The following is an 18,895-nucleotide window of genomic DNA, read 5'->3' on the forward strand; positions in this document are numbered from 1 at the left end:
CGAAGAACGCCCACTCCGCATCCGACATCAAACCACGAACCATGGCTGCTCTCCGCAAAGAACAGCCTTGAATCAGCGATCAGCTGATTTGGGAATCCACTTTGTCCACATCACCTAGGTCGGCGACATCGGCCCGCGCATGGCCCGCCCGCCGTCGTGCGACCGTTCCGCCAGCACATAGCCATGCTCGGCCATCATGGCCGGCTGGTCCGCCACCTTCGTCGTCATGAAGGCCATGGCCACATCGTTCAGCCGGGCCAGCGGCGTGTCCCGCTCGACCCGTCCCAGCCAGCCCGCCAGCTTCGGCCAGCGCCCGGCATCGACCTCGAGCCCGACCACCCGCGCGTTCAGGAAGGCCGGCGCCAGGCTGAAGTCCGCCAGTCCGGCCGTCGCGCCGAACAGAAAGCCGGTCCCGGGCGTCACGCTCTCCAGATAATCGAACGTCTCCGGGATCTCGACCGTCTTTGCCTTCTCGACCGCATCCCGATCGATCTCTTCCTTCAGGATGCGCGGCTTGATCGCCAGCTGGAAGAACAGCTTCCAGCCCAGCACGTCGAACAGCCGGGTGTCGGCGTATTCCTCGATCCAGCGCGCCCTCGCCCGGTCCTTCGGATCGGTCGGCAGCACCGACGGCGTGGGCCGGGTGTCCTCGATATACTGGGCGATGATACTGCTGTCGCACAGCGTCAGATCGCCCTCGATCCACACCGGGATGCGCCGCAAGGGGCTGATCTTCGAGAAGCGCTCGTCGCCCCGGAACGGGGTGATCGGATCGATGGCGACCTCGATCCCCTTCACCGCGCAGATCGCCAGGATCTTGCGCACATAGGGCGAGACCGGATTGCCGATCAGGGTGACCGCCGGCTGGCTCACGCCGCCTCTTCCGCCGCCGTATCCCTGGGCATGACCTCCCCGACCGTCGGACAATTCTCGACGCGGGTCAGCTTGATGTCGCGCCGGTTCACCAGCTCGCCGCAGCAGCTGCAGGCCAGGCGAGGCTGCAGGGAGTGGCCACAGGTCGCGTGGATCATGTCGAACCCCGCAGTCTCCTCGCCATAGACATGCTTTGCCCCCCAGCCGTGCAGGGTGACCAGCACGTCGGACAGATCCTTGCCCTTGGCGGTCAGGACGTACTCGTTCCTCGGCGGCCGCTCCGAATACAGCCGCGGCTCGAGCACCCCGTGCTGCACCAGCGTCTTCAGCCGCGCTGCCAGGACGTTGCGGGCCACGCCCAGCCGCTCCTGCCACTGTTCGAACCGTTTCACGCCCTGAAACGCGTCGCGGATGACCAGCAGCGTCCACGGATCGCCGATGACTTCGAGCGTCGCGGCGATCGAGCAGCTCTGGCGAGAATAGTCGGCTGTGCGTCCCATGACACGAAGGTGACGTGGCGTCAGCGGTTTGGCAAGAGGGTTGCCAAAAGGAACGCAGTAAGTCAGTCTTGTTTGGCTACGGACGCGGCGAGCAGGCCTCGCGGCATTCCTGCATTCCTGAACTGTGCGGGCGGCGACCTGTTTGCCGCCCGCCTTCTTTTCACCGTGGACCCCGGCCTTCGCCGGGGTGCACGGAGGGAGATGGAAAGACCGACGATGCCTGAACAGACGATCACGGAAGCCCTGACCCTCGCGCCCGGCGACGACGGCGAGCTCAGCGCCGACCTCCACGGCGACTTTTCCAACGGCCGGCTCAATGCCCCGCCGGAGACCGGCTTCCCGTTCGGCGGCCTGATCGCGGCCTTGTGCGCCTCCGCAATGCAGCAGGGCCTCGGCATCACCGCCCCCCTGCGCAGCCTGTCGGTCCAGTACATGACCCCGGCCCGGTTCGGTCAGCCGATCCACTTCACGCCCCGGCTGCTGCGCGGCGGCCGCAGCGCCGCCTTCGCCCAGGTCGACGTCACCCAGAGGGACAGGGAGGGCCAGGACCGCCTGACCAACCACGCCAGCGCCACCTTCGGCGACGACGTCCCCGGTGCGGCCCTGACACCGCTGGCCGCCCTGCCTCCGCTGGGCGCGCTCCAGACTGGCCGCGACCTCGAAGGCCCGATGGCCCCGCGCTTCTCCCAGCACGTCGACTATCGCTTCGAGACCGGCCCCCACATCCTCCAGCCGGTCCCCGGCCGCCCCGTCATCGAGCGCTGCTGGATGAAGATCCGCGACGGCGGCCCGCTCGACGTCATCGGCCTCTGCTACCTGCTGGACGCGCTGTATCCGCCGGTCTGGACCGCCATCGACAAGCCGCTGGGCATGGCCACGGTCGACCTCCGCTACGATATCCTCACCGACCCGACGCCCGGGCACTGCCCCGACGGCTGGGCCTTCTTCGAGTTCCGCATGCTCGACTTCGGCTCCGGCTGGACCGTCGACGAAGCCACCGTCTGGGCCGCCGACGGCACGCCCCTGGCGCTGGCGCGACAACGCAGGAAGCTGGCGCCGGTCCGGCCTCCACGCCCCTGACCCTCTCCCTCCGGGAGAGGGAGAACACTCATACCCATCAACGGATCCCCGGAATCCGCCCTTCAAATCAAGGCCCGGCTCTGTTTAAAGCGTTTATCGCAGGCGCCCCTCAAAACCGTGCGACACTGTCACCGATCTTTGACATCGCCACTCGCACACCGCCCCCGATGTAGACTCTGTCGACTCTATCGACTCCATTTTTGGAGTCGCACGACCCGACCGCTTCGGACGCTTCGGACGCTTCGGACGCTTCGGACGGTGTTTTGCAGTCCGCCCCGCCGTCTTCCCAAGGCCACGCCCCCGCTCTAAGACGCGCCTCCCCTTACCGAGACCCGCCCTTGCCCTTCCCGTTCGAGATTTCCGCCACCGAAGGCCGCGCCCGCACCGGCGTCCTGAAGACCCCGCGCGGCGACATCCGCACCCCCGCCTTCATGCCGGTCGGCACCGCCGCCACGGTCAAGGCGATGACCGTCGAACAGGTCAAGGCGACCGGCGCCGACATCATCCTGGGCAACACCTACCACCTGATGCTGCGCCCCGGCCCCGAGCGGATGGAGCGGCTCGGGGGCCTCCACAAATTCATGGGCTGGGACAAGCCGATCCTGACCGACTCTGGCGGCTTCCAGGTCATGTCCCTGGCCGGCATCTCGAAGGTCAAGGAAGAGGCCGTCACCTTCGCCAGCCACATCGACGGCTCCAAACACATCCTGTCGCCCGAACGCTCGATCGAGATTCAGGCCGACCGCATCGGCGCCGATATCTCGATGCAGCTCGACCAGTGCGTCGCCTGGCCGGCCGAGAAGCCCGCCGCAAAAGCCGCCATGGAACTCAGCATCCGCTGGGGCGCCCGCTCGAAGGCCGCCTTCGGCACGCGCGAGACCCAGGCCCTGTTCGGCATCCAGCAGGGTTCCACCTTCGAGGACCTGCGCCGCCAGTCGTCGGACCAGCTCCGGGAGATCGGCTTCGACGGCTACGCCATCGGCGGCCTCGCGGTCGGCGAAGGCCACACGGCCATGTGCGAGGTCCTCGACTACGCGCCCGACATGCTGCCCGCCGACCGACCCCGCTATCTGATGGGCGTCGGCAAGCCGATCGACCTGGTCGAGGCTGTGTATCGCGGCGTCGATATGTTCGACTGCGTCCTGCCCACACGCGCCGGCCGCCACGGCCAGGCCTGGACCTGGGACGGCCCCATGAACCTCAAGAACGCCCGCTTCGCCGAGGACCAGGATCCGCTCGACCCGACCATCGACGGCCCGTCCTCGCAGTATTCGAAGGCTTATTTGCACCACCTGATCCGGGCCGACGAAATCCTCGGCAAGATCCTGCTCTCCTGGCACAACATCGCCTTCTTCCAGGCCCTGACCGCCGCCATGCGCGACGCCATCCAGCACGGCCGCTTCGAACAGTTCCGCCGCGACTTCCACACCCGCCACACGTCGAACTGACATGCGGATCGAGAAGTCAGGCTTCCACGCCTACAGCACCTACCTTGAGGAACCGCCCCGCCCGGACGGCAACGAGACCGCGCTGCATCGGCACGTCATCATCATTGGCGGCGACAAATATTCGTTCTTCGCCCACTGGTCCGGCAAGTTCGCTCACAAGGGCGAGCGCATCTCCTTCGGCTGGGACTGGGACCGCACCGGCGAGTTCCGCAACATCGACAAGCCGTCGTTCGAAGCCTTCTCGAAGGATGGCGCGGTCCAGATCAGAGGAGATCGTACCGACAAGCGCCGGCCCGGCCGCTAGCTACCGTTGCGACCGCCCCGTCGGCCGGAACCAGGCGGGCGAAGCCGGCGGCGAACAGTCAGCCCGCATGCCCAGCCCTTTCAGGAAGGCCCGCCTCAGCCGCCCGGCCTCGACCGCGTCCTGAACCATCTTCGACCGCGCCTGGGCCCCCGTCAGCTGCCGCACCCAGCTGCGGTACGGAATGAAGTCCGTCGTCGCGTCCCGGATCGCGTCCAACATTGCCTCGGCGAGCGCGTCCTGGGTCCGTTCATTCAGGGTCGGACTGTCGGGCGCCGCCGGCTCGTCCCGATCGGGGCCCAAAGCCTCGTCCAGCCTCGCCACCTCGGCGCCGATGGTTGTGCACTGGTTCAGATTGCGCCGGTCATACGGATTGGCCTGGGCCTGCAGCAGCACGGTCGGGATCTGGTCCCGACGAACGTTCAGGTCGACCAGCGGCGACGTCACCGCATCGCCGAAACCGGCCCCCACCTGCCGCGCGGTCGAACAGCCGCCCAGCAGGGCCAGAACCGAAATAGAGAGGAGGACGCGACGCAACGGCACCAAAACCTAGCCCGCGTTCAACGGCCGGATCGACTCGGCCGTGAACGGCTGGATCTCGCTGCCGAAATTGACCCACAGTACGGTCGTCGGATCGCCGTCCTCCACATAGAAGACGCGATCGCCCGACATCTGCTCGCCCAGATCCCCGCAGGGCGGATCCATCGGCTCGCTGTTGCCGTCGCCGGAGGAGAAGGCCTCCCACCGGGCCATGATCGGCTCGGGCGAAACGAGGTGGTAGACACCCTCGGCCACGCCGTCATAGGTCGGGCGCGCCAGCACGCACTGGGCCGTGTGCGGCCCCGGCGACTTGGTCCGGATCTCGGCCAGGACGGCGTCGATCGGCGCGTCGGCGGCCTTCTTGAACACGATAATCGTCGGGCTGCGCGCAGTCTGGCCGTCATAGGTCCCCTCCAACGCGAAGCCCGGCAGGCTGGCGTCATGAACCATGTGCGTATTGCCGGCCTGCGGACAGGCATAGCTCCAGACCGACAGCCCGGAGCCCTGGGTCTCGCCCCAGGTGCAGTTGACGAAGGTCTCCTGCATCATCTGACTGGGCTGCGGCGCAGCGGTCTGGGCAGGAGCCCGAACGGCGTCGGCCTTGCCTTCGGTCTGGTTGCAGGCCGTCAGCCCGATAAGCGCGACCGAAGCCGCCATGATCCCGATGTTCCGCATGTCCGTCCTCCCCGAATGGTGCCGCACCATACCGGCGACCCGCACGAAGTCCACGCGGCCGGCCGGTCGATCATGAAAGCAAGGAGAACACTTGTGGCTCAAGCAGCAAGCGACCGCATCGCCAGCGGGAGCCACCAACAAAAGATAAGATGGTACGCCCTCTCGGGCTCGAACCGAGGACCCTCTGATTAAAAGTCAGATGCTCTAACCAACTGAGCTAAGGGCGCGCACCGAAATCCGAAACGGCTTGGTCGTTTCGCGGTTGCGCCTTCTGGTTCATCGAACCCGCCGGGTCAAGGCCTCACCTCGACCAAACTGACGACCGCAGCTAGCAAGGCCTCCATGAAACCTCTTTCCGGCGTACGCATCATCGAGTTCGACGGCTTGGGTCCCGTGACCTTCGCCGGCATGGTCCTGGCCGATATGGGGGCCGATGTGCTGCGCCTCAGCCGCGCTGACGGGGCCGGCGTCTTCGGCGATGTCGGAAACGCCGTCATGCACCGGGCAAGGACCGCCGTGCCCGTCGACCTCAAGTCGCCCACCGACCGCGACCGCGTCCTCGACCTGATCGCGAGCGCCGACGCCGTGATCGAGGGCTTCCGCCCCGGCGTGCTGGAACGACTCGGTCTTGGGCCGGAGGACTGCGCCGCCCGCAATCCAAAGCTCGTCTTCGGCAGGGTCACGGGCTGGGGCCAGACGGGTCCGCTAGCCCAGACCGTCGGCCACGACATCAACTACATCGGTCTGACCGGCGCGCTGCACGCCATGGGCGAGGCGGGTCGCCCGCCCGTCCCGCCGCTGAACCTCGTCGGCGACTACGGCGGCGGCGCCATGCTGCTTGTGACAGGCGTGCTCGCCGCCATCATCGAGGCGCGGACCACCGGCAAGGGCCGCGTCGTCGACGCCGCCATGACCGACGGCACGGCTCTGCTGTCCGCCCTGTTCTTCGCCATGACAGCGAGCGGCCACTGGTCCGGCGAGCGCGGCGCCAATCTGCTGGACGGCGCCGCGCCCTTCTATCGCTGCTACGCCTGCGCCGACGGCAGGTTCGTCGCGGTTGGAGCGCTGGAGCCTCGCTTCTACGCCGCCTTGCTCGCCGGACTGGATCTCGAGGCCGCCGATGCGCCTCAGTTCCCGGTCAGCGGCTGGCCGTCGCTGGAAGCCAGGTTCACGGAACTCTTCGCGGACCGGACCCGCGACGAGTGGGCCGCCCATTTCGAGGGAACCGAAGCCTGCGTCACGCCAGTGCTGACCTTCGCAGAGGCCGCCGACCATCCGCACAATCACGCTCGAGAAACCCTCGCCGGCTCTCCGCTCCAGCCCTCGCCGGCCCCCCGTTTCGATGGCCGGGTGGCGCCGATTGAGCCGTCGGCATCGCTTTCCTTGACTGAAGCCCTCTCTCGCTGGGCCTAGGCGACCTGTGCGTTCGTTTCTTCAACCGACCCGGCGCAGGCCTCCGCCAGGGTCGCGGCCAGCAGTACCGGATCGATCGGCTTGGTCAGGAAGGCATAGACCCCCGTCGCGTCCCAGGCGGTGCGATGATCGTCCATGGCGTTGGCGGTCAGGGCGATCAGCGGCGTGCTGCGGTTCAGGCCCCCGGCCCGAATCTGGGCCGTGGCCTCCAGGCCGTCCATGACCGGCATCTGCATGTCCATCAGGATGGCATCAAACCGCTGGGTCTTCGCGGCCTCCACCGCCTCGGCCCCGTTCTCGACCAGCAGGATGGTGCAACCGTGCGGCTCCAGCAGCAGGGACAGGATACGCCGGTTCACTGCGTGATCGTCGGCGGCAAGGATGACCTTGCCCTGCAACCCCGCCTGTTCGGCCACCCGACGGCGCGCCTCGGTCGCCGGCTTGGCCACAGCCTCCATCGGCAGGCTCAGTACGAAGGTCGAGCCCTCGCCTTCGACGCTCTCGGCGGCAAGGCTCCCGCCCATGATCTCGGCCAGCCGGCGGCTGATCGCCAGTCCGAGGCCGGTGCCGCCGTATTTGCGCGTCGTGCCCGCGTCGACCTGCTCGAAACTATCGAAGATGCGCGCCAGGCGGTCCGCCGGAATACCGACGCCGGTATCGGTCACCGCAATGATCAGATGATTGTCCTTCGCCCGCCAGTCGACCGCGACGGTGATCGCGCCGTCGTCCGTGAACTTCACCGCGTTGGACAGAAGGTTGAACAGCATCTGCTGCAGGCGCAGCGGATCGGTCCGGACACAGTCGGGCACATCAGGCTCGATCTCGATCTTCAGCCGCACTCCGTTGGCCTCGGCCTTGGGGCCCCAGAGCCGGCCCAGCGAGCCCAGCTTCTCGCGCAGGTCCATCACCGAGGATTCGAGCGTCATCTTGCCCGCCTCAATTTTGGACAGGTCGAGCACGTCATTCAACAGGCCGACCAGCACGTCGCCGGCGTCCAGCAGCATCGACACATGCTCACGCTGTTCCCGGTCCAGCCGCGTCCGGCGCAGCAGATTGGCGGCCGAGATGACCGCGTTCATGGGGGTACGAATCTCATGGCTGATGACGGCCAGGAAGTCGGACTTGGCGGCGCTGGCGACCTCGGCCTTCTGGCGTTCCAGCCGCGCCTCCGCGTTCGCGGTCTGCAGGGCCGTCGTGGTCATCGAGCTCTGCCGCACGGCGACAACAAGATGCATCATGTACAGAACGCCGCCCAAGGCGATCAGCATCTCCTGCGGCTTGCCGTCGACGATGGCGCCGACGATGGGCATGCCGAGAAAATAGAGGCTGTGCGGGATGACCGCCGCGAACAGCAGCGGCCGCACGTGATGCATATGCAGGCTGACGTGCAGCAGGCCCCCGGCCACCTGAACAATGGCGAACAGTCGTCCCGCATCGCCGCCAGCAACCCACAGATACGCCGCGATGCCGGAATAGACGATCACATTGACGGAGGCGGTGGCGCAAAGCGCGATCTTGTAACCAGACGAGGGCACGATCTCCGGCCGTTTGCGCAGCGGCCGGAATACGGCCCAGTCGAGCCATTGCGTCGCCACCACCGCCCCGAACCACACGGCCGGCCAGAAGGTATGGGTCATGAACCACGTGGTTACGGCGATGAACGCCGCCAGACCGATCCGCGTCCTCAGTTCGCGGAACCGCACCTGGGCGATCATGGCATAGCCGTTCGCCGTCATTCTTGAACCCTCTCCCGTTCGGTAGAGTGTCGCGGCAATAGAAGAATGATTGGTTGCCAGAACACCGTTGATCCAGCGTGACCGGCAACGTGGGACGAGTTATGGAACAGGGCTGTTCACGGCGCGTTCCGACGCCGCACTCCGGGGGAGATTTGAAATGAAGCGTTTGATGTTGCTCGTGGCTCTCGGGGCCGCCGGTCTGGCCGTCGCTGGCTGCGAAGACCCCGCGTCCCAGCAGGCCGAGACCGCTCCGCCGCCCATTGAAGCGCCCCTCGCGCCGTCGGCGACCGACCAGGGCGTCCCTGCTGCGGACACCACCGCGCCCACAGACGCTCCACCCACAAACTCGACCCTGCCGCCCGAGCAGCGCTCTTCGGAAGAGACGGTTCAGCCCGAGAGCGAAACCCTGTTCTATTGATCGGCCGCAAGGTCATCCCGATTCGCTGATTGAGGGGGGCCTCAGGCGAGCCTGGTCCAGTTCGGACCATGTCGCCGATCAGGGTAGTATATTGACGTCGAGGTCCTCTCCCTTCCGCAGCATCACCTCCGCGTTCCTCGCGGCGGCCTTCGGCTTGGGCGCCATAGGCGTCGCGAATACCGCCTCGGCCGATCCACGCGCCCAGATCCGCGGCGACCTCGACGCCGAGTTGCGCACGGCCATGACCCGCGCGATCGGCGAGGCCGACGGTCCTCCCACCAACGGTTTCGACGCCCGAAGGCGTGCTCGCGCCGCGATGGCCTCAGTTGAGGCTCTGCTGCGATCCGAAGGCTACTACCAGCCCACGCTGGCGGACATCGTCGAGGGAGAGGACAATCCGATCGCGATCGTCGAGATCACGCCGGGCCCGCGTTTCGTCCTCGCCGCCCCGACCATTCAGTGGATCACGCCCGAGCCTGCGCCCGAGGTCATACGCACGGCCCAGGCCGAGATCGCGCTCGAGCCCGGAGATCCGGGTCGCGCTGCTGACATCATCGCCGGCGAAGGCCGGATCATCGCCAGGCTGGCGCGCGAAGGCTATCCCGATGCCGTGACACAACCGCGTCGCGTCGTCGTCGATCACGCCGCCCTCACCGTCGCACCGACCTTCAACATCAACTCCGGCCCCCTGGTTCGCCTCGACGGCGTGCGGGTGGAGACGCGCGGCCCGACAAATCCCGCCTGGGTCATGGGCCTCGCGCCGTGGAACGAGGGTCAGCGTTACGACCCCGAATTGGTGGCGGAACTGGAGCGGCGGCTGCTGGAGACCGGCGTCTACGACGGAGTCGCGGTGGCCCTGACACCGGCAGACCAAACCAACCCGGCGGGCAACCGGCCCATCGTCGTCACACTCACCGACCGGCCGCGCCGCATCCTGGAGGCCGGCGCGACCTTCTCGACCGCCGACGGTTCAGGTGTGAACGGACTCTGGACCTGGTACAATCGCTTCGGCCGCGCCGACACCCTGCGGTTCGAAGCGCGTCTCGCCACGATCGACAGCCGCATCGGCGCCGACCTCAGCCTGCCCCACTGGCGCACGCCGGGCGAAACCCTGGCCCTATCCGCCGCCATAGTGAACGAGGACACCGACGCCTATCGCCGGACCGCCGCCGTCGTGTCCGCCGACCTTCGCCAGCGCATCGGCAAGATCTCGTACTACAGCTACGGCGTCGGTCTGGACGCCGGTCGATACAACGAGAACCGCTTCGATCCGATCACCCGGGCGCCCGTCAGCTTCGACCGTGATCTGGCAATCCTGACCGCCAGGGGCAGCGCCTATATCGATCAATCGAACGACCCGCTGAACCCCACCACCGGCTGGCGCATGACGCTGAATGTCCAGCCGACGGCGGTGGCGGGTGAGGACACCGTCCTGTTCCTGCGCACCGAGGCCCAGACCACCGCCTACATGCCGGTCCAGGACAACGGCCGCACCGTCCTGGCCGGCCGCTTGCGACTGGGTTCGATCCTCGGCGGCGATGAACTCAGCGTCCCGTCGGACCGGCTGTTCTATTCCGGCGGCGGGGGATCGGTGCGCGGCTACGGATACCAGGGCGTCGGACCGCGCCTGCCCGACAACACGCCGCGCGGGGGTCTTTCGCTGTTCGAGGTTTCGGCCGAGGTCCGGCACGACGTGGGCAAGGGTTTCGGCGTCGTCGGCTTCGTGGATGTCGGGGCGATCGGCTTTGCCGAGACGCCAGACTTCTCCGACCTGCGCTACGCCGTGGGCATCGGCGCCCGCTACAACCTGTCCTTCGGCCCGATCCGCGCCGACATCGCCTTCCCGCTCGACAAACGCGAGGGAGACGCAGGCTTCCAGGTCTACGTCAGTATCGGCCAGGCATTTTGACCGAGCTCGTTCCCGACACGCCCGAAGCGCCGGAAACGCCGGCCAAGGCCGAAAAGCGCCGTCGTACCCGGATTCAGGCCATCGCCTTTTTCGGCGGCTTCGCGCTCATGGGCCTGCTGGCCCTGACCCTGATCCTGGCCTTCGGCGGCCGGATGTATCTGGTCTCCGGCCCGGGGCGCGATCTGGTCACCGGCTTCGTCGCCGGCAAGAAGATCAGCCGCTACGGCCGCATCAATGTCGAGGGTCTCCAGGGCGATCTGTTCGACGATTTCACCCTCGCCCGCGTCACCATCACTGATGAAAAGGGCGTCTGGCTGGAGGCGCGCGACGTCCGCGTGGACTGGAGCTATTGGCCCTTGGTCACCCGGCGGTTCCACGCCTCGGACATCACCGCCCGGTCGATCCGTCTGATCCGCCGGCCGGAGCTCGATCCGCCGGACGGCAAGCCGCCCCGGCCCATGCCGATCAGCATCGACATCGACCGGTTCACGGCCGACGTCGAACTCCTTGAAGGCTTCTCCCAGGAGTATGGTCGCTGGCGCCTGACCGGCGACGCCCGCGTCCCGCGCACGGGTGACAAGACGGCGACCGTCAGCGCCTACAGCCTGAACCGGCCGGGCGACTTCCTGCGTGTTGCAGCCACCGTCGGCGCCAGGCCCGAGAATCTGCGCCTGAACCTTCGCGCCAGCGAAGCGCAAGGTGGTCCGCTGGCCGGATCGCTGGGCTATTCGCCCGACCAGCCCTTTTTCGCCTCGGCCCTCGTCAACGGCGACATCGTCAACGCCACGGTACGCACCGGCGACTTCACACCGCTGACCATTCGGGGACGCTATGGCCCCGAGGGCTCGCGCATCTCGGGGTATTTCGATTTCAGCGGGTCCGATCTGCTAGCGCCCTTCGTCGAACGCATCGGTCGCACCGCCCGCTTCGGCTTCGCCGCCATCCCCGACGCGACCCGGGAGAACGTCCAGGGCATGGCCTGGCGCCTGACCTCCGAAAACCTGCAGTCCAGCGCCCAGGGCATGATCCATCTCGACGGCCGCAGCGCGCCGGATGGCGTGGCCCTGACGGTCTCGACCGGGTCGGTCACCCGGCTCGTCGGCACGACCAGCGGCGGGGCGGCGACCTGGTCCGGCGTCTTCACCGGGGACGCCGAGCGCTGGGTGCTGAACGGCGACGTCCGCCTGGCGAATGCCTCTCTGGCCAGCTATGCGGCGCAGGCCATTGCGGGCCCGCTCGACATCTCTGCGGATAACGGCCGCATCGGCCTGACGGGCGATCTCGCCGTGGCCGGGGGACGCAGCGAGGGTATCGTCGGCGCGCTTCTGGGGGCCGCGCCTCGCCTGTCCTTCGAGGCCTCGCGCCTCGCCGACGGGGCCATCCTGCTTCAGAAGGTCGACGTGCGCGGTCAGGCCCTGACCGTGACCGGCTCGGGCGGGCGCGGCCTGACGGGCGGCCTTGGCTTCCAAGGCCGGGCCGATGTCACCGATGTCAGCCGCATCCGAACCGGAGCGCGCGGAACCTTCGGCGGGCCGATCCAGGCAACCTCGGCCCGCAGCGGCGCGCCATGGGTCCTGACCTTTGACGGTCGCGGCGGCCGTCTCGCCACCGGCATGGCCGAATTGGATCGACTGCTCGGCGCGACGCCGCGTCTGCAACTCGCCGGGAGCCTCGACGACGGCCGTATCGCCGTCGAACGGGGCCTCCTGACCGGCGCTGCCGGCACGGCCTCGGCGCGCGGTCTGATCGAGCCCCAGGGCCGTCTGCGTCTGGCCCTGAACTGGAACGCCCGCGGCCCCTTCGGTGTCGGCCCCCTCGCTATCGACGGAGCCATGACCGGCGCCGGCGCCTTGACCGGCACCTTGGCGCAGCCGCGCGTGGACCTGACCGCCGCCTTCGGCAGTATCGCGGCCGGCCCGCTGACCCTGACCCACGCCGACCTGATCCTGAGTTTCCGCAAGGGCGCGGACGCTTCCGACGGCAATATCATCATGACGGCGGGATCGAACTACGGCCCCGCCCGAGCGGCCGGGAACTTCTTCCTCGGCGGAAATCGCATCCGCCTGACCGAGGTCGACCTGAATGCCGGAGGGATAACCGCCCAGGGGTCTGTCGCCCTCGCCAACAATACGCCGTCCAGCGCCGACCTGACTTTTACAGCTCGTCCCGGAGCCTTCCTGGCCTCCGGGAGGGCGGACGGTCGCATCCGTCTGAGCGAAGGCGCAGGCGGGGAAACCGCTATCCTCGACGTCGCCGGCTCCAATGTCCGTCTGGCCGGTTCGACCTATGTCATCCGCACGTTCGAGCTGGACGGCCGCGGCACGCTCGAACGCCTGCCCTTCACCCTGAAGGCCGATGTCGGCGGCGATACGCCCGTCTCCTTTGACGGCACGGGCGTCTATTCGCGGCGGGGCGAGGCCCAGAGCATCACCCTGAGCGGCGGTGGCAAGGTTCGCGAAATCGCCTTCTCCACCCGGAGCCCCGCCGTCATCGCCCTGGCCGGTGACGGTCGTGTCGCCCGTCTCGATCTGTCGGTGGGCGGCGGCGTCCTGATGGGCGAAATCCGCCAGGACTCGGACGCCGTCGTCATCCAGGCGGATCTGACCAGCGTCGAGCTGGGTTCCATCGCGCCCGATCTGCGAGGCCGCGTTACGGGCCGTGTTTCCCTGCGCGGCGCCGGCGACGACCTGTCGGGATCCGCCAACGTCAACCTGGCCCAGCTCCGCAGCGTCGATGCGCCCCGGGGCCTGTCGGTCGACGGCTCGATCAATGCGACCCTGGTCAACGACGCGCTCAGAATCCAGGCCAGTGCAGCCGGGACCGACGCTGTGCGCGCCACCGCAGACATCACCCTGCCGGTCGAGGCGTCGGCCGCGCCGTTGCGCCTGGCCATCGTCCGCACCCGTTCGATGTCGGGCGAGGTCGAGGTCCACGGTCAGATCCAGCCGATCTGGGACGTGTTCTTCGGCGGCGAACGCACCCTGGCCGGTCAGGTCGACGGCAACGCGACCCTGGGCGGCACCCTGGCGGCGCCCCTGATCAACGGGCGGCTGAACCTGCGGGACGGCCGCTTCCGCGACAACGGCGTGGGCCTGACGCTGGACGACGTCACCCTGGCCAGCCGGTTCGACGATGCGACAGCCCTGATCCAGACCTTCACCGCCACCGACGGCTCGGGCGGCACGGTGTCTGGCGGCGGCCGGATCGGTTTGCGCGAGGGTTCGGGTTCGAACTTCAAACTGGCGCTGACCCGTTTCCGCATCATCGACAACGATATCGCCGAGGCCCGCGCCTCGGGTCCTCTGACCGTGGTCCGCGCCGCCGACGGCAACATCCAGCTGGCGGGCGCGATCGGCATCGACGAGGCCCGGATCGAGGCCAATCCGCCGGGCTCCAACGGCATCGTCGGCATGGACGTCGTCGAGATCAACCGCCCCGGCGGCGATCCCGTAGAGACCGACGACGACGGTCCCAGCCGGGGTCCCCAGATCGGCCTCGACATCCGGTTGCGTTCGCGCGGCGACGTCCAGGTCGCGGGCAGGGGGTTGAACGTCCTGCTCAATGTCGACGCCCGTGTACGGGGCACGGTGGCCCAGCCTGTTCTGAGCGGCAACGCCACCATCGTGCGCGGCGACTACGAGTTCGCGGGCAAGCGATTCGTCTTCGACGATCGGGGCTCCATCGCCCTGTCCACCGACCCGGCCCGCATCCGGCTGAACCTGTCGGCGGTGCGTGAGGATCCCGCACTGACCGCGACCATCCGCGTCACCGGGACGGCGGCGCGACCGGAGATCCTGCTGACTTCCACACCGGCTCTGCCCCAGGACGAGATCCTGTCCCAGGTGCTGTTCGGACGTTCGGCGTCGCAGCTGTCGCCGTTCGAGGCGGCCCAGCTGGCGGCGGGGGTGGCCTCGCTGGCAGGTGGCGGCGGCTTCGATGTGATCGGAAACCTGCGCGAACTGGCCGGGCTGGACCGGCTGTCGTTCGGCGGCGAGGCCTCGGCCCTGACCGTCGCGGGCGGCCGCTACATCACCGACAACGTCTATCTGGAAATCATCGGCGGCGGCGAAGGCGGGGCGGCGGTCAATGTCGAATGGCAGGTGCGCAGAAACATCGCCATCAGCTCCCAGTTCGGCGGACAGGGCGACGCGACCCTGTCCATCCGCTGGCGACGCCAGTCCCGCGTCCCCGGAACCGGAGCGCAGGACCGACGGCCCAACAGTTCAGCGGACCCGGATTAGCGCGACTGCTCCATCTGGATCCGGTCCAGCTGCTTGATGCCCTTCAGGCCCGTGACGTGCAGGATGAACTGGACGACCATGACGACGACCGACAAGGCGATCTGCCACATCGGGGTAGCGGGCACGTTCGGCATGGAGGCGGACAACAGGGGCGCCGCGAGGCTCATGGCGATGCCCAGGGCGATCAGGACCATGAACAGGACGGCGATGAATTTGCCCGGATTGCGCCACTGAACGACGCCGAGGATCAGCTGGATCACAATCATTCCGCCAGCCATCCAGAGCCCGGCCTGAAGCGACGCATCGGCCATCGCCGCAGCAGCGGGATCGCCCTGTGACGCGGTCGCGAGCGCATCGCTCATCGCCGCCGGATTGGCCAGCGTCCAGGCCAGGCTGATCACGCCGACCACGACGCCGATGAAGATCGAGATCGCACTGGCCTTGGCCCCGCGTTCGGCATCGGCCTCGGTCGTCATCGGGCTCGAGGGATTCATCGCCTTTAGCCAGTTGCTCATGTGTCTTTCCTCCAAAATGACAAGCACGTTTTACATGATGGCCGCAGAGGGCGCAATATTGTTCGGCCTTCTCCCTCCCCCTCGGGGGAGGGAGAAGGCTGGACGTGAGTCATCGTTCTTCCGCTTTGAACGGGCGGGGAAGTCGACGGAGCCCGGGCGGTCGCCCGGAACCGATATGGCCCCCTGCTTTCGCGTTACGGGGACCGGATGAGAATTTTCCGCTCGCGCCGGGGCTCCGTCGCGACCGGTTCACGCGAGCGGCCGGTGACGGGCTTCGTGCAGCCTGCCGGGGTAGTGTCTGTTCGACCCCCGGACCTTTGCGCCGCTTAAACCCAGTCCGACCTAAGCCCACGACGGGCGGAGGGTGTCAGGTCCCTCCGGGCTCCACGGTTTGTCACCCCGCAGACAGTCCTGCATCCGCGCCGGTTCGTGCCTCCACGGATCCAGGTCGTCGCCGGATCAGGGTCCTCGGCCGCGCGCAGCGATGCAGTTTCCCGCTCGATCGCGCCCCCTCGCACGTCCGGCTCCTGGGCCCAGGACGCCTTCCCCTCGCGACGGGACGGGAGAAGTGTACGCCCGGTTCGGAGGGCGCCTGCGATAAAGGCTCTAAAAAGTTCCGGCCATTGAAATCGTTGGGCGATTCCGGGCGTCCGTTGATGGGTATGGGGCCCTTCCGCCGGAGAGAGGGAAGTGAGCGCCTTCACCTTTCTGTCCGCCCCGTCTAAAGACCCACCATGCGGATTCTCCCACAGGATCAGGCCGCCCTCGACCTGGTCGGGCGGGGCGAGGCCGATCTGATCGATCGCGCGGTTCGATGGGCGAACGTCAACTCCGGCAGCGATCACGCCGAGGGGCTGAACGTCACCCTGGCCCTGCTGGAAACCGAGACGGCCCGCCTGCCCGCCGAAATCGCGCGCATCGCGACCCAGGGCTTCTCCACCATCGGCGACGACGGGTCCGTGCGGCCTCAGTCCCGTGCCGATGCGTTGAAACTCACCGCGCGGCCCGAGGCGCCGATCCAGGTCGTCCTGACCGGCCACTACGACACCGTCTATCCGGCCGACAGCGCCTTCCAGAGCGTCATCACACGTCCTGACGGCGCCCTGAACGGTCCCGGGATCGCCGACATGAAGGGTGGCATCTCCGTCATGCTGGGCGCGCTGGCGGCGTTCGAGACCCATCCGGAGCGGGATCGCGTCGGCTGGACCGTCCTGCTGTCCCCCGACGAGGAGATCGGCTCCCCCGCATCGGCGCCGCTGCTGGCCGAGCTCGGCGCGCGCGGGCACGTCGGCATGACCTATGAGCCGGCGCTGGCCGACGGGACCCTGGCGGGGGCGCGCAAGGGCAGCGGCAACTTCCACCTGATCATCACCGGCAAGGCGGCCCATGCCGGACGCGCCTTCCATGAGGGCGCCAATGCGGTGGCCGGCGCCGCGGTGATCGCTGCGGCCCTGCATGGGCTGAACGGACGACGTGAAGGGGTGACGGTCAATGTGGCGCGCATCTCCGGCGGCGGGGCGCTGAACGTCGTGGCCGACAACGCCGTGGTGCGGTTCAACGTCCGGGTTCCTGATGCGCAGGCCGCCGCCTGGGTCACGGATGCGATCGGGGAGATCGTTGAGACGCCGCCGTTCGAGGGGCTGATGCTGGATCTGCACGGCGGGATGACGCGGGCGCCCAAGCCGATGGATACAGCCCAGACCGCCCTGTTCGAGGCGGTGCGCGAGACTGGCGCCCTGCTGGGTCAGGCCATCGCCTGGTCGCCGTCGGGCGGGGTATGCGAGGGCAACAACCTGCATGCGGCCGGCCTGCCCAATATCGACACGCTCGGGGTGCGCGGCGGGCTGATCCATTCGTCCGAAGAGTTCGCCTGGCCCGATAGTTTCGTCGAGCGGGCCCGGCTGTCGACCCTGATGCTGTGCAAGATCGCCTCGGGCGAGATCGACGCGGTGAAGCTCAAGGCGCTGCGTCTGGAGACGATGTGATGAGGCCATTCGCACTCAATCCTCCCCCGTCGGGGGAGGGGAACCGCGTCTTCGCGGTGGAGGGGGCAAACCCCGGACACCGAGCTCGCTGTGAGCCCCCTCCCCCCCAGCGCAAGCGCGCTGCGGTCCCCCTCCCCCTTCGTGGGAGGATTTAAGATGCTCGTTGTCCGCCCCGCCGGTCCCGGCGACCTTGATCATCTGCTGGAGCTCGCCATCCTGTCCGGGCCCGGCTTCACCAGCCTGCCCGAGGACCCGGACCAGTTGTCGGACCGGCTGGACGTCAGCCGCGACAGTTTCACCGGCGCCATTCCCGTGCCGGACCGCTGGTTCACCCTGATGATGGAGGAGACCGACACCGGCGACGTCGACGGCATCGCCAGCGTCAAGGCGACCGTGGGCATGAAGCGGCCCTTCTTCTCGTTCCGCATCGCCAACAACCCGGTCCAGTCGCCGTCGCTGGGCATCCGGATGGATCACCAGACCCTGACCCTGGTCAACGAGTGCTCGGGCTGGACCGAGGTCGGGTCGCTGTTCCTGAAGGCGGATCGGCGCAAGGGCGGCGCGGGGCGATTGCTGAGCCAGTCGCGCTACATGCTGATCGGGGCGCAGCCGGAGCTGTTCGCCGAGACGGTGCTGGCCGAACTGCGCGGGGTGTTCACGCCGGACGGCGCCTGTCCGTTCTGGGACCATGTGGCGCACAAATTCTTCCCCATGCCGTTCGACCAGGCAGACATGATGACCGGGTCAACGGACAAACAGTTCATCCTCGACCTCGCGCCGCGCCATCCGATCTATATCGACCTGCTGCCCGAGCCGGCGCGGGCCGTCATCGGCAAGGTGCATCCGCAAGGGGTGGCGGCCATGGCCCTGCTGGAGAGCGAAGGGTTCCGGCCGAACGGGCTGGTGGACATCTTCGACGCCGGGCCGACGGTGACCTGTCCGCGCGACCATATTCGAACAGTGAGGGATGCGCGGCGGCTGTCGGTCGTGGTGTCGGAGGAGTTCGACGCCGAGCTGCCGGCCCTGGTCTCGACGGACAGCGTGGAGGCCTTCCGGGCCGTGCGGGCCCGCGCGGCGATCGAGGGCGAGACGGTACGGGTGACGGCCGAGACCGCAGGCGCGCTGAGGGTGCGGGCGGGTGACATCGTGCGAGTGAAATCATGACCCCTCTCCTCCCGTGCATCCCCGCGAAGGCGGGGACCCAGGAATTTGGGCGCTCTGACCTCGCCGGGACCCGCGGACCGAAATCCGAGGCGCCGTG

Annotated in this window: 15 protein-coding genes and 1 tRNA gene; 9 read left to right on the top strand and 7 right to left on the bottom strand. The window is 67.9% G+C overall.

Annotated features, from left to right (window positions below; genetic code table 11):
• Positions 1 to 114: 114 nt before the first annotated feature.
• Together ACP7AU_RS12895 and ACP7AU_RS12900 are read right to left on the bottom strand one after the other, a co-directional pair.
• Complete coding sequence (locus tag ACP7AU_RS12895; RefSeq protein ID WP_426039081.1) at positions 115 to 873, bottom strand: glutathione S-transferase family protein; 759 nt, start codon at positions 871 to 873, stop codon at positions 115 to 117.
• On the bottom strand, positions 870 to 1,373 hold the full coding sequence (locus ACP7AU_RS12900) for a winged helix-turn-helix transcriptional regulator (protein WP_426039080.1): 504 nt from the start codon (positions 1,371 to 1,373) through the stop codon (positions 870 to 872). Before ACP7AU_RS12900 ends, ACP7AU_RS12895 begins: the two co-directional genes overlap by 4 nt.
• A gap of 216 nt (positions 1,374 to 1,589) precedes the next feature.
• On the opposite strand from ACP7AU_RS12900, the gene ACP7AU_RS12905 reads away from it, so the two are divergent.
• The 3 genes from ACP7AU_RS12905 to ACP7AU_RS12915 all read left to right on the top strand — a co-directional run bounded on the left by ACP7AU_RS12905 (position 1,590) and on the right by ACP7AU_RS12915 (position 4,205).
• Positions 1,590 to 2,453 carry an acyl-CoA thioesterase gene (locus tag ACP7AU_RS12905; RefSeq protein WP_426051651.1) on the top strand — a complete coding sequence of 288 codons (864 nt, stop codon included), beginning with the start codon at positions 1,590 to 1,592 and terminating at the stop codon, positions 2,451 to 2,453.
• 338 nt (positions 2,454 to 2,791) lie between these two features.
• On the top strand, positions 2,792 to 3,901 hold the full coding sequence (gene tgt, locus ACP7AU_RS12910) for a tRNA guanosine(34) transglycosylase Tgt (protein WP_426051652.1): 1,110 nt from the start codon (positions 2,792 to 2,794) through the stop codon (positions 3,899 to 3,901).
• A 1-nt stretch (position 3,902) separates the two neighbouring features.
• The gene (locus tag ACP7AU_RS12915; RefSeq protein ID WP_426051653.1) at positions 3,903 to 4,205 is read left to right on the top strand and encodes a hypothetical protein; all 303 of its coding nucleotides are present in this window, start codon (positions 3,903 to 3,905) and stop codon (positions 4,203 to 4,205) included.
• Here the strand turns inward: ACP7AU_RS12915 and ACP7AU_RS12920 are convergent, their stop codons facing one another.
• The 3 genes from ACP7AU_RS12920 to ACP7AU_RS12930 all read right to left on the bottom strand — a co-directional run bounded on the left by ACP7AU_RS12920 (position 4,206) and on the right by ACP7AU_RS12930 (position 5,644).
• Positions 4,206 to 4,739 carry a hypothetical protein gene (locus ACP7AU_RS12920; protein ID WP_426051654.1) on the bottom strand — a complete coding sequence of 178 codons (534 nt, stop codon included), beginning with the start codon at positions 4,737 to 4,739 and terminating at the stop codon, positions 4,206 to 4,208.
• Positions 4,740 to 4,751: 12 nt separating this feature from the next.
• Entirely contained in the window at positions 4,752 to 5,417 is a 666-nt protein-coding gene (locus ACP7AU_RS12925; protein WP_426051655.1) for a hypothetical protein, read from the bottom strand.
• A 150-nt stretch (positions 5,418 to 5,567) separates the two neighbouring features.
• A tRNA-Lys gene (locus ACP7AU_RS12930) sits at positions 5,568 to 5,644 on the bottom strand.
• Positions 5,645 to 5,759: 115 nt separating this feature from the next.
• Here ACP7AU_RS12930 and ACP7AU_RS12935 point away from each other — a divergent pair.
• A complete protein-coding gene (locus ACP7AU_RS12935; protein ID WP_426039074.1) occupies positions 5,760 to 6,830 on the top strand; it encodes a CaiB/BaiF CoA transferase family protein in 1,071 nt (356 codons plus the stop codon).
• On the opposite strand, the gene ACP7AU_RS12940 is transcribed toward ACP7AU_RS12935, so the two are convergent.
• Entirely contained in the window at positions 6,827 to 8,566 is a 1,740-nt protein-coding gene (locus tag ACP7AU_RS12940; protein WP_426039073.1) for an ATP-binding protein, read from the bottom strand. The two genes, ACP7AU_RS12935 and ACP7AU_RS12940, sit on opposite strands and share 4 nt — an antisense overlap.
• Before the next feature lie 157 nt (positions 8,567 to 8,723).
• Here ACP7AU_RS12940 and ACP7AU_RS12945 point away from each other — a divergent pair, with 157 nt between their 5' ends.
• The 3 genes from ACP7AU_RS12945 (at position 8,724) to ACP7AU_RS12955 (ending at position 15,134) form a co-directional block, all read left to right on the top strand.
• Entirely contained in the window at positions 8,724 to 8,984 is a 261-nt protein-coding gene (locus ACP7AU_RS12945) for a hypothetical protein (RefSeq protein WP_426039072.1), read from the top strand.
• 121 nt (positions 8,985 to 9,105) lie between these two features.
• On the top strand, positions 9,106 to 10,893 hold the full coding sequence (locus ACP7AU_RS12950; protein WP_426051685.1) for an autotransporter assembly complex protein TamA: 1,788 nt from the start codon (positions 9,106 to 9,108) through the stop codon (positions 10,891 to 10,893).
• Positions 10,890 to 15,134 (top strand): translocation/assembly module TamB domain-containing protein, encoded by a 4,245-nt coding sequence (locus ACP7AU_RS12955; protein ID WP_426051656.1) that lies wholly within the window; start codon positions 10,890 to 10,892, stop codon positions 15,132 to 15,134. Before ACP7AU_RS12950 ends, ACP7AU_RS12955 begins: the two co-directional genes overlap by 4 nt.
• Here the strand turns inward: ACP7AU_RS12955 and ACP7AU_RS12960 are convergent.
• Positions 15,131 to 15,649: a hypothetical protein gene (locus tag ACP7AU_RS12960; RefSeq protein ID WP_426039069.1), complete on the bottom strand. Its 519-nt coding sequence runs from the start codon at positions 15,647 to 15,649 to the stop codon at positions 15,131 to 15,133. The two genes, ACP7AU_RS12955 and ACP7AU_RS12960, sit on opposite strands and share 4 nt — an antisense overlap.
• Before the next feature lie 734 nt (positions 15,650 to 16,383).
• Here ACP7AU_RS12960 and ACP7AU_RS12965 point away from each other — a divergent pair.
• Both ACP7AU_RS12965 and ACP7AU_RS12970 read left to right on the top strand, forming a co-directional pair.
• Entirely contained in the window at positions 16,384 to 17,634 is a 1,251-nt protein-coding gene (locus tag ACP7AU_RS12965) for a hydrolase (protein WP_426051657.1), read from the top strand.
• Between the two features lie 156 nt (positions 17,635 to 17,790).
• Positions 17,791 to 18,798, top strand: a complete 1,008-nt coding sequence (locus tag ACP7AU_RS12970; RefSeq protein ID WP_426039067.1) for an arginine N-succinyltransferase — start codon at positions 17,791 to 17,793, stop codon at positions 18,796 to 18,798.
• Positions 18,799 to 18,895: the final 97 nt, after the last annotated feature.

The organism is Brevundimonas sp. SL161, assembly GCF_049896985.1.
Lineage (GTDB): Bacteria > Pseudomonadota > Alphaproteobacteria > Caulobacterales > Caulobacteraceae > Brevundimonas.

What these genes read in the sequence shown, in the direction of transcription:
- ACP7AU_RS12900 (WP_426039080.1), bottom strand. Translation starts at nt 1,373, where the DNA reads ATGGGACGCACAGCCGACTATTCTCGCCAGAGCTGCTCGATCGCCGCG.
- ACP7AU_RS12905 (WP_426051651.1), top strand. Translation starts at nt 1,590, where the DNA reads ATGCCTGAACAGACGATCACGGAAGCCCTGACCCTCGCGCCCGGCGAC.
- ACP7AU_RS12915 (WP_426051653.1), top strand. Translation starts at nt 3,903, where the DNA reads ATGCGGATCGAGAAGTCAGGCTTCCACGCCTACAGCACCTACCTTGAG.
- ACP7AU_RS12925 (WP_426051655.1), bottom strand. Translation starts at nt 5,417, where the DNA reads ATGCGGAACATCGGGATCATGGCGGCTTCGGTCGCGCTTATCGGGCTG.
- ACP7AU_RS12935 (WP_426039074.1), top strand. Translation starts at nt 5,760, where the DNA reads ATGAAACCTCTTTCCGGCGTACGCATCATCGAGTTCGACGGCTTGGGT.
- ACP7AU_RS12940 (WP_426039073.1), bottom strand. Translation starts at nt 8,566, where the DNA reads ATGACGGCGAACGGCTATGCCATGATCGCCCAGGTGCGGTTCCGCGAA.
- ACP7AU_RS12945 (WP_426039072.1), top strand. Translation starts at nt 8,724, where the DNA reads ATGAAGCGTTTGATGTTGCTCGTGGCTCTCGGGGCCGCCGGTCTGGCC.
- ACP7AU_RS12960 (WP_426039069.1), bottom strand. Translation starts at nt 15,649, where the DNA reads ATGAGCAACTGGCTAAAGGCGATGAATCCCTCGAGCCCGATGACGACC.
- ACP7AU_RS12965 (WP_426051657.1), top strand. Translation starts at nt 16,384, where the DNA reads ATGCGGATTCTCCCACAGGATCAGGCCGCCCTCGACCTGGTCGGGCGG.
- ACP7AU_RS12970 (WP_426039067.1), top strand. Translation starts at nt 17,791, where the DNA reads ATGCTCGTTGTCCGCCCCGCCGGTCCCGGCGACCTTGATCATCTGCTG.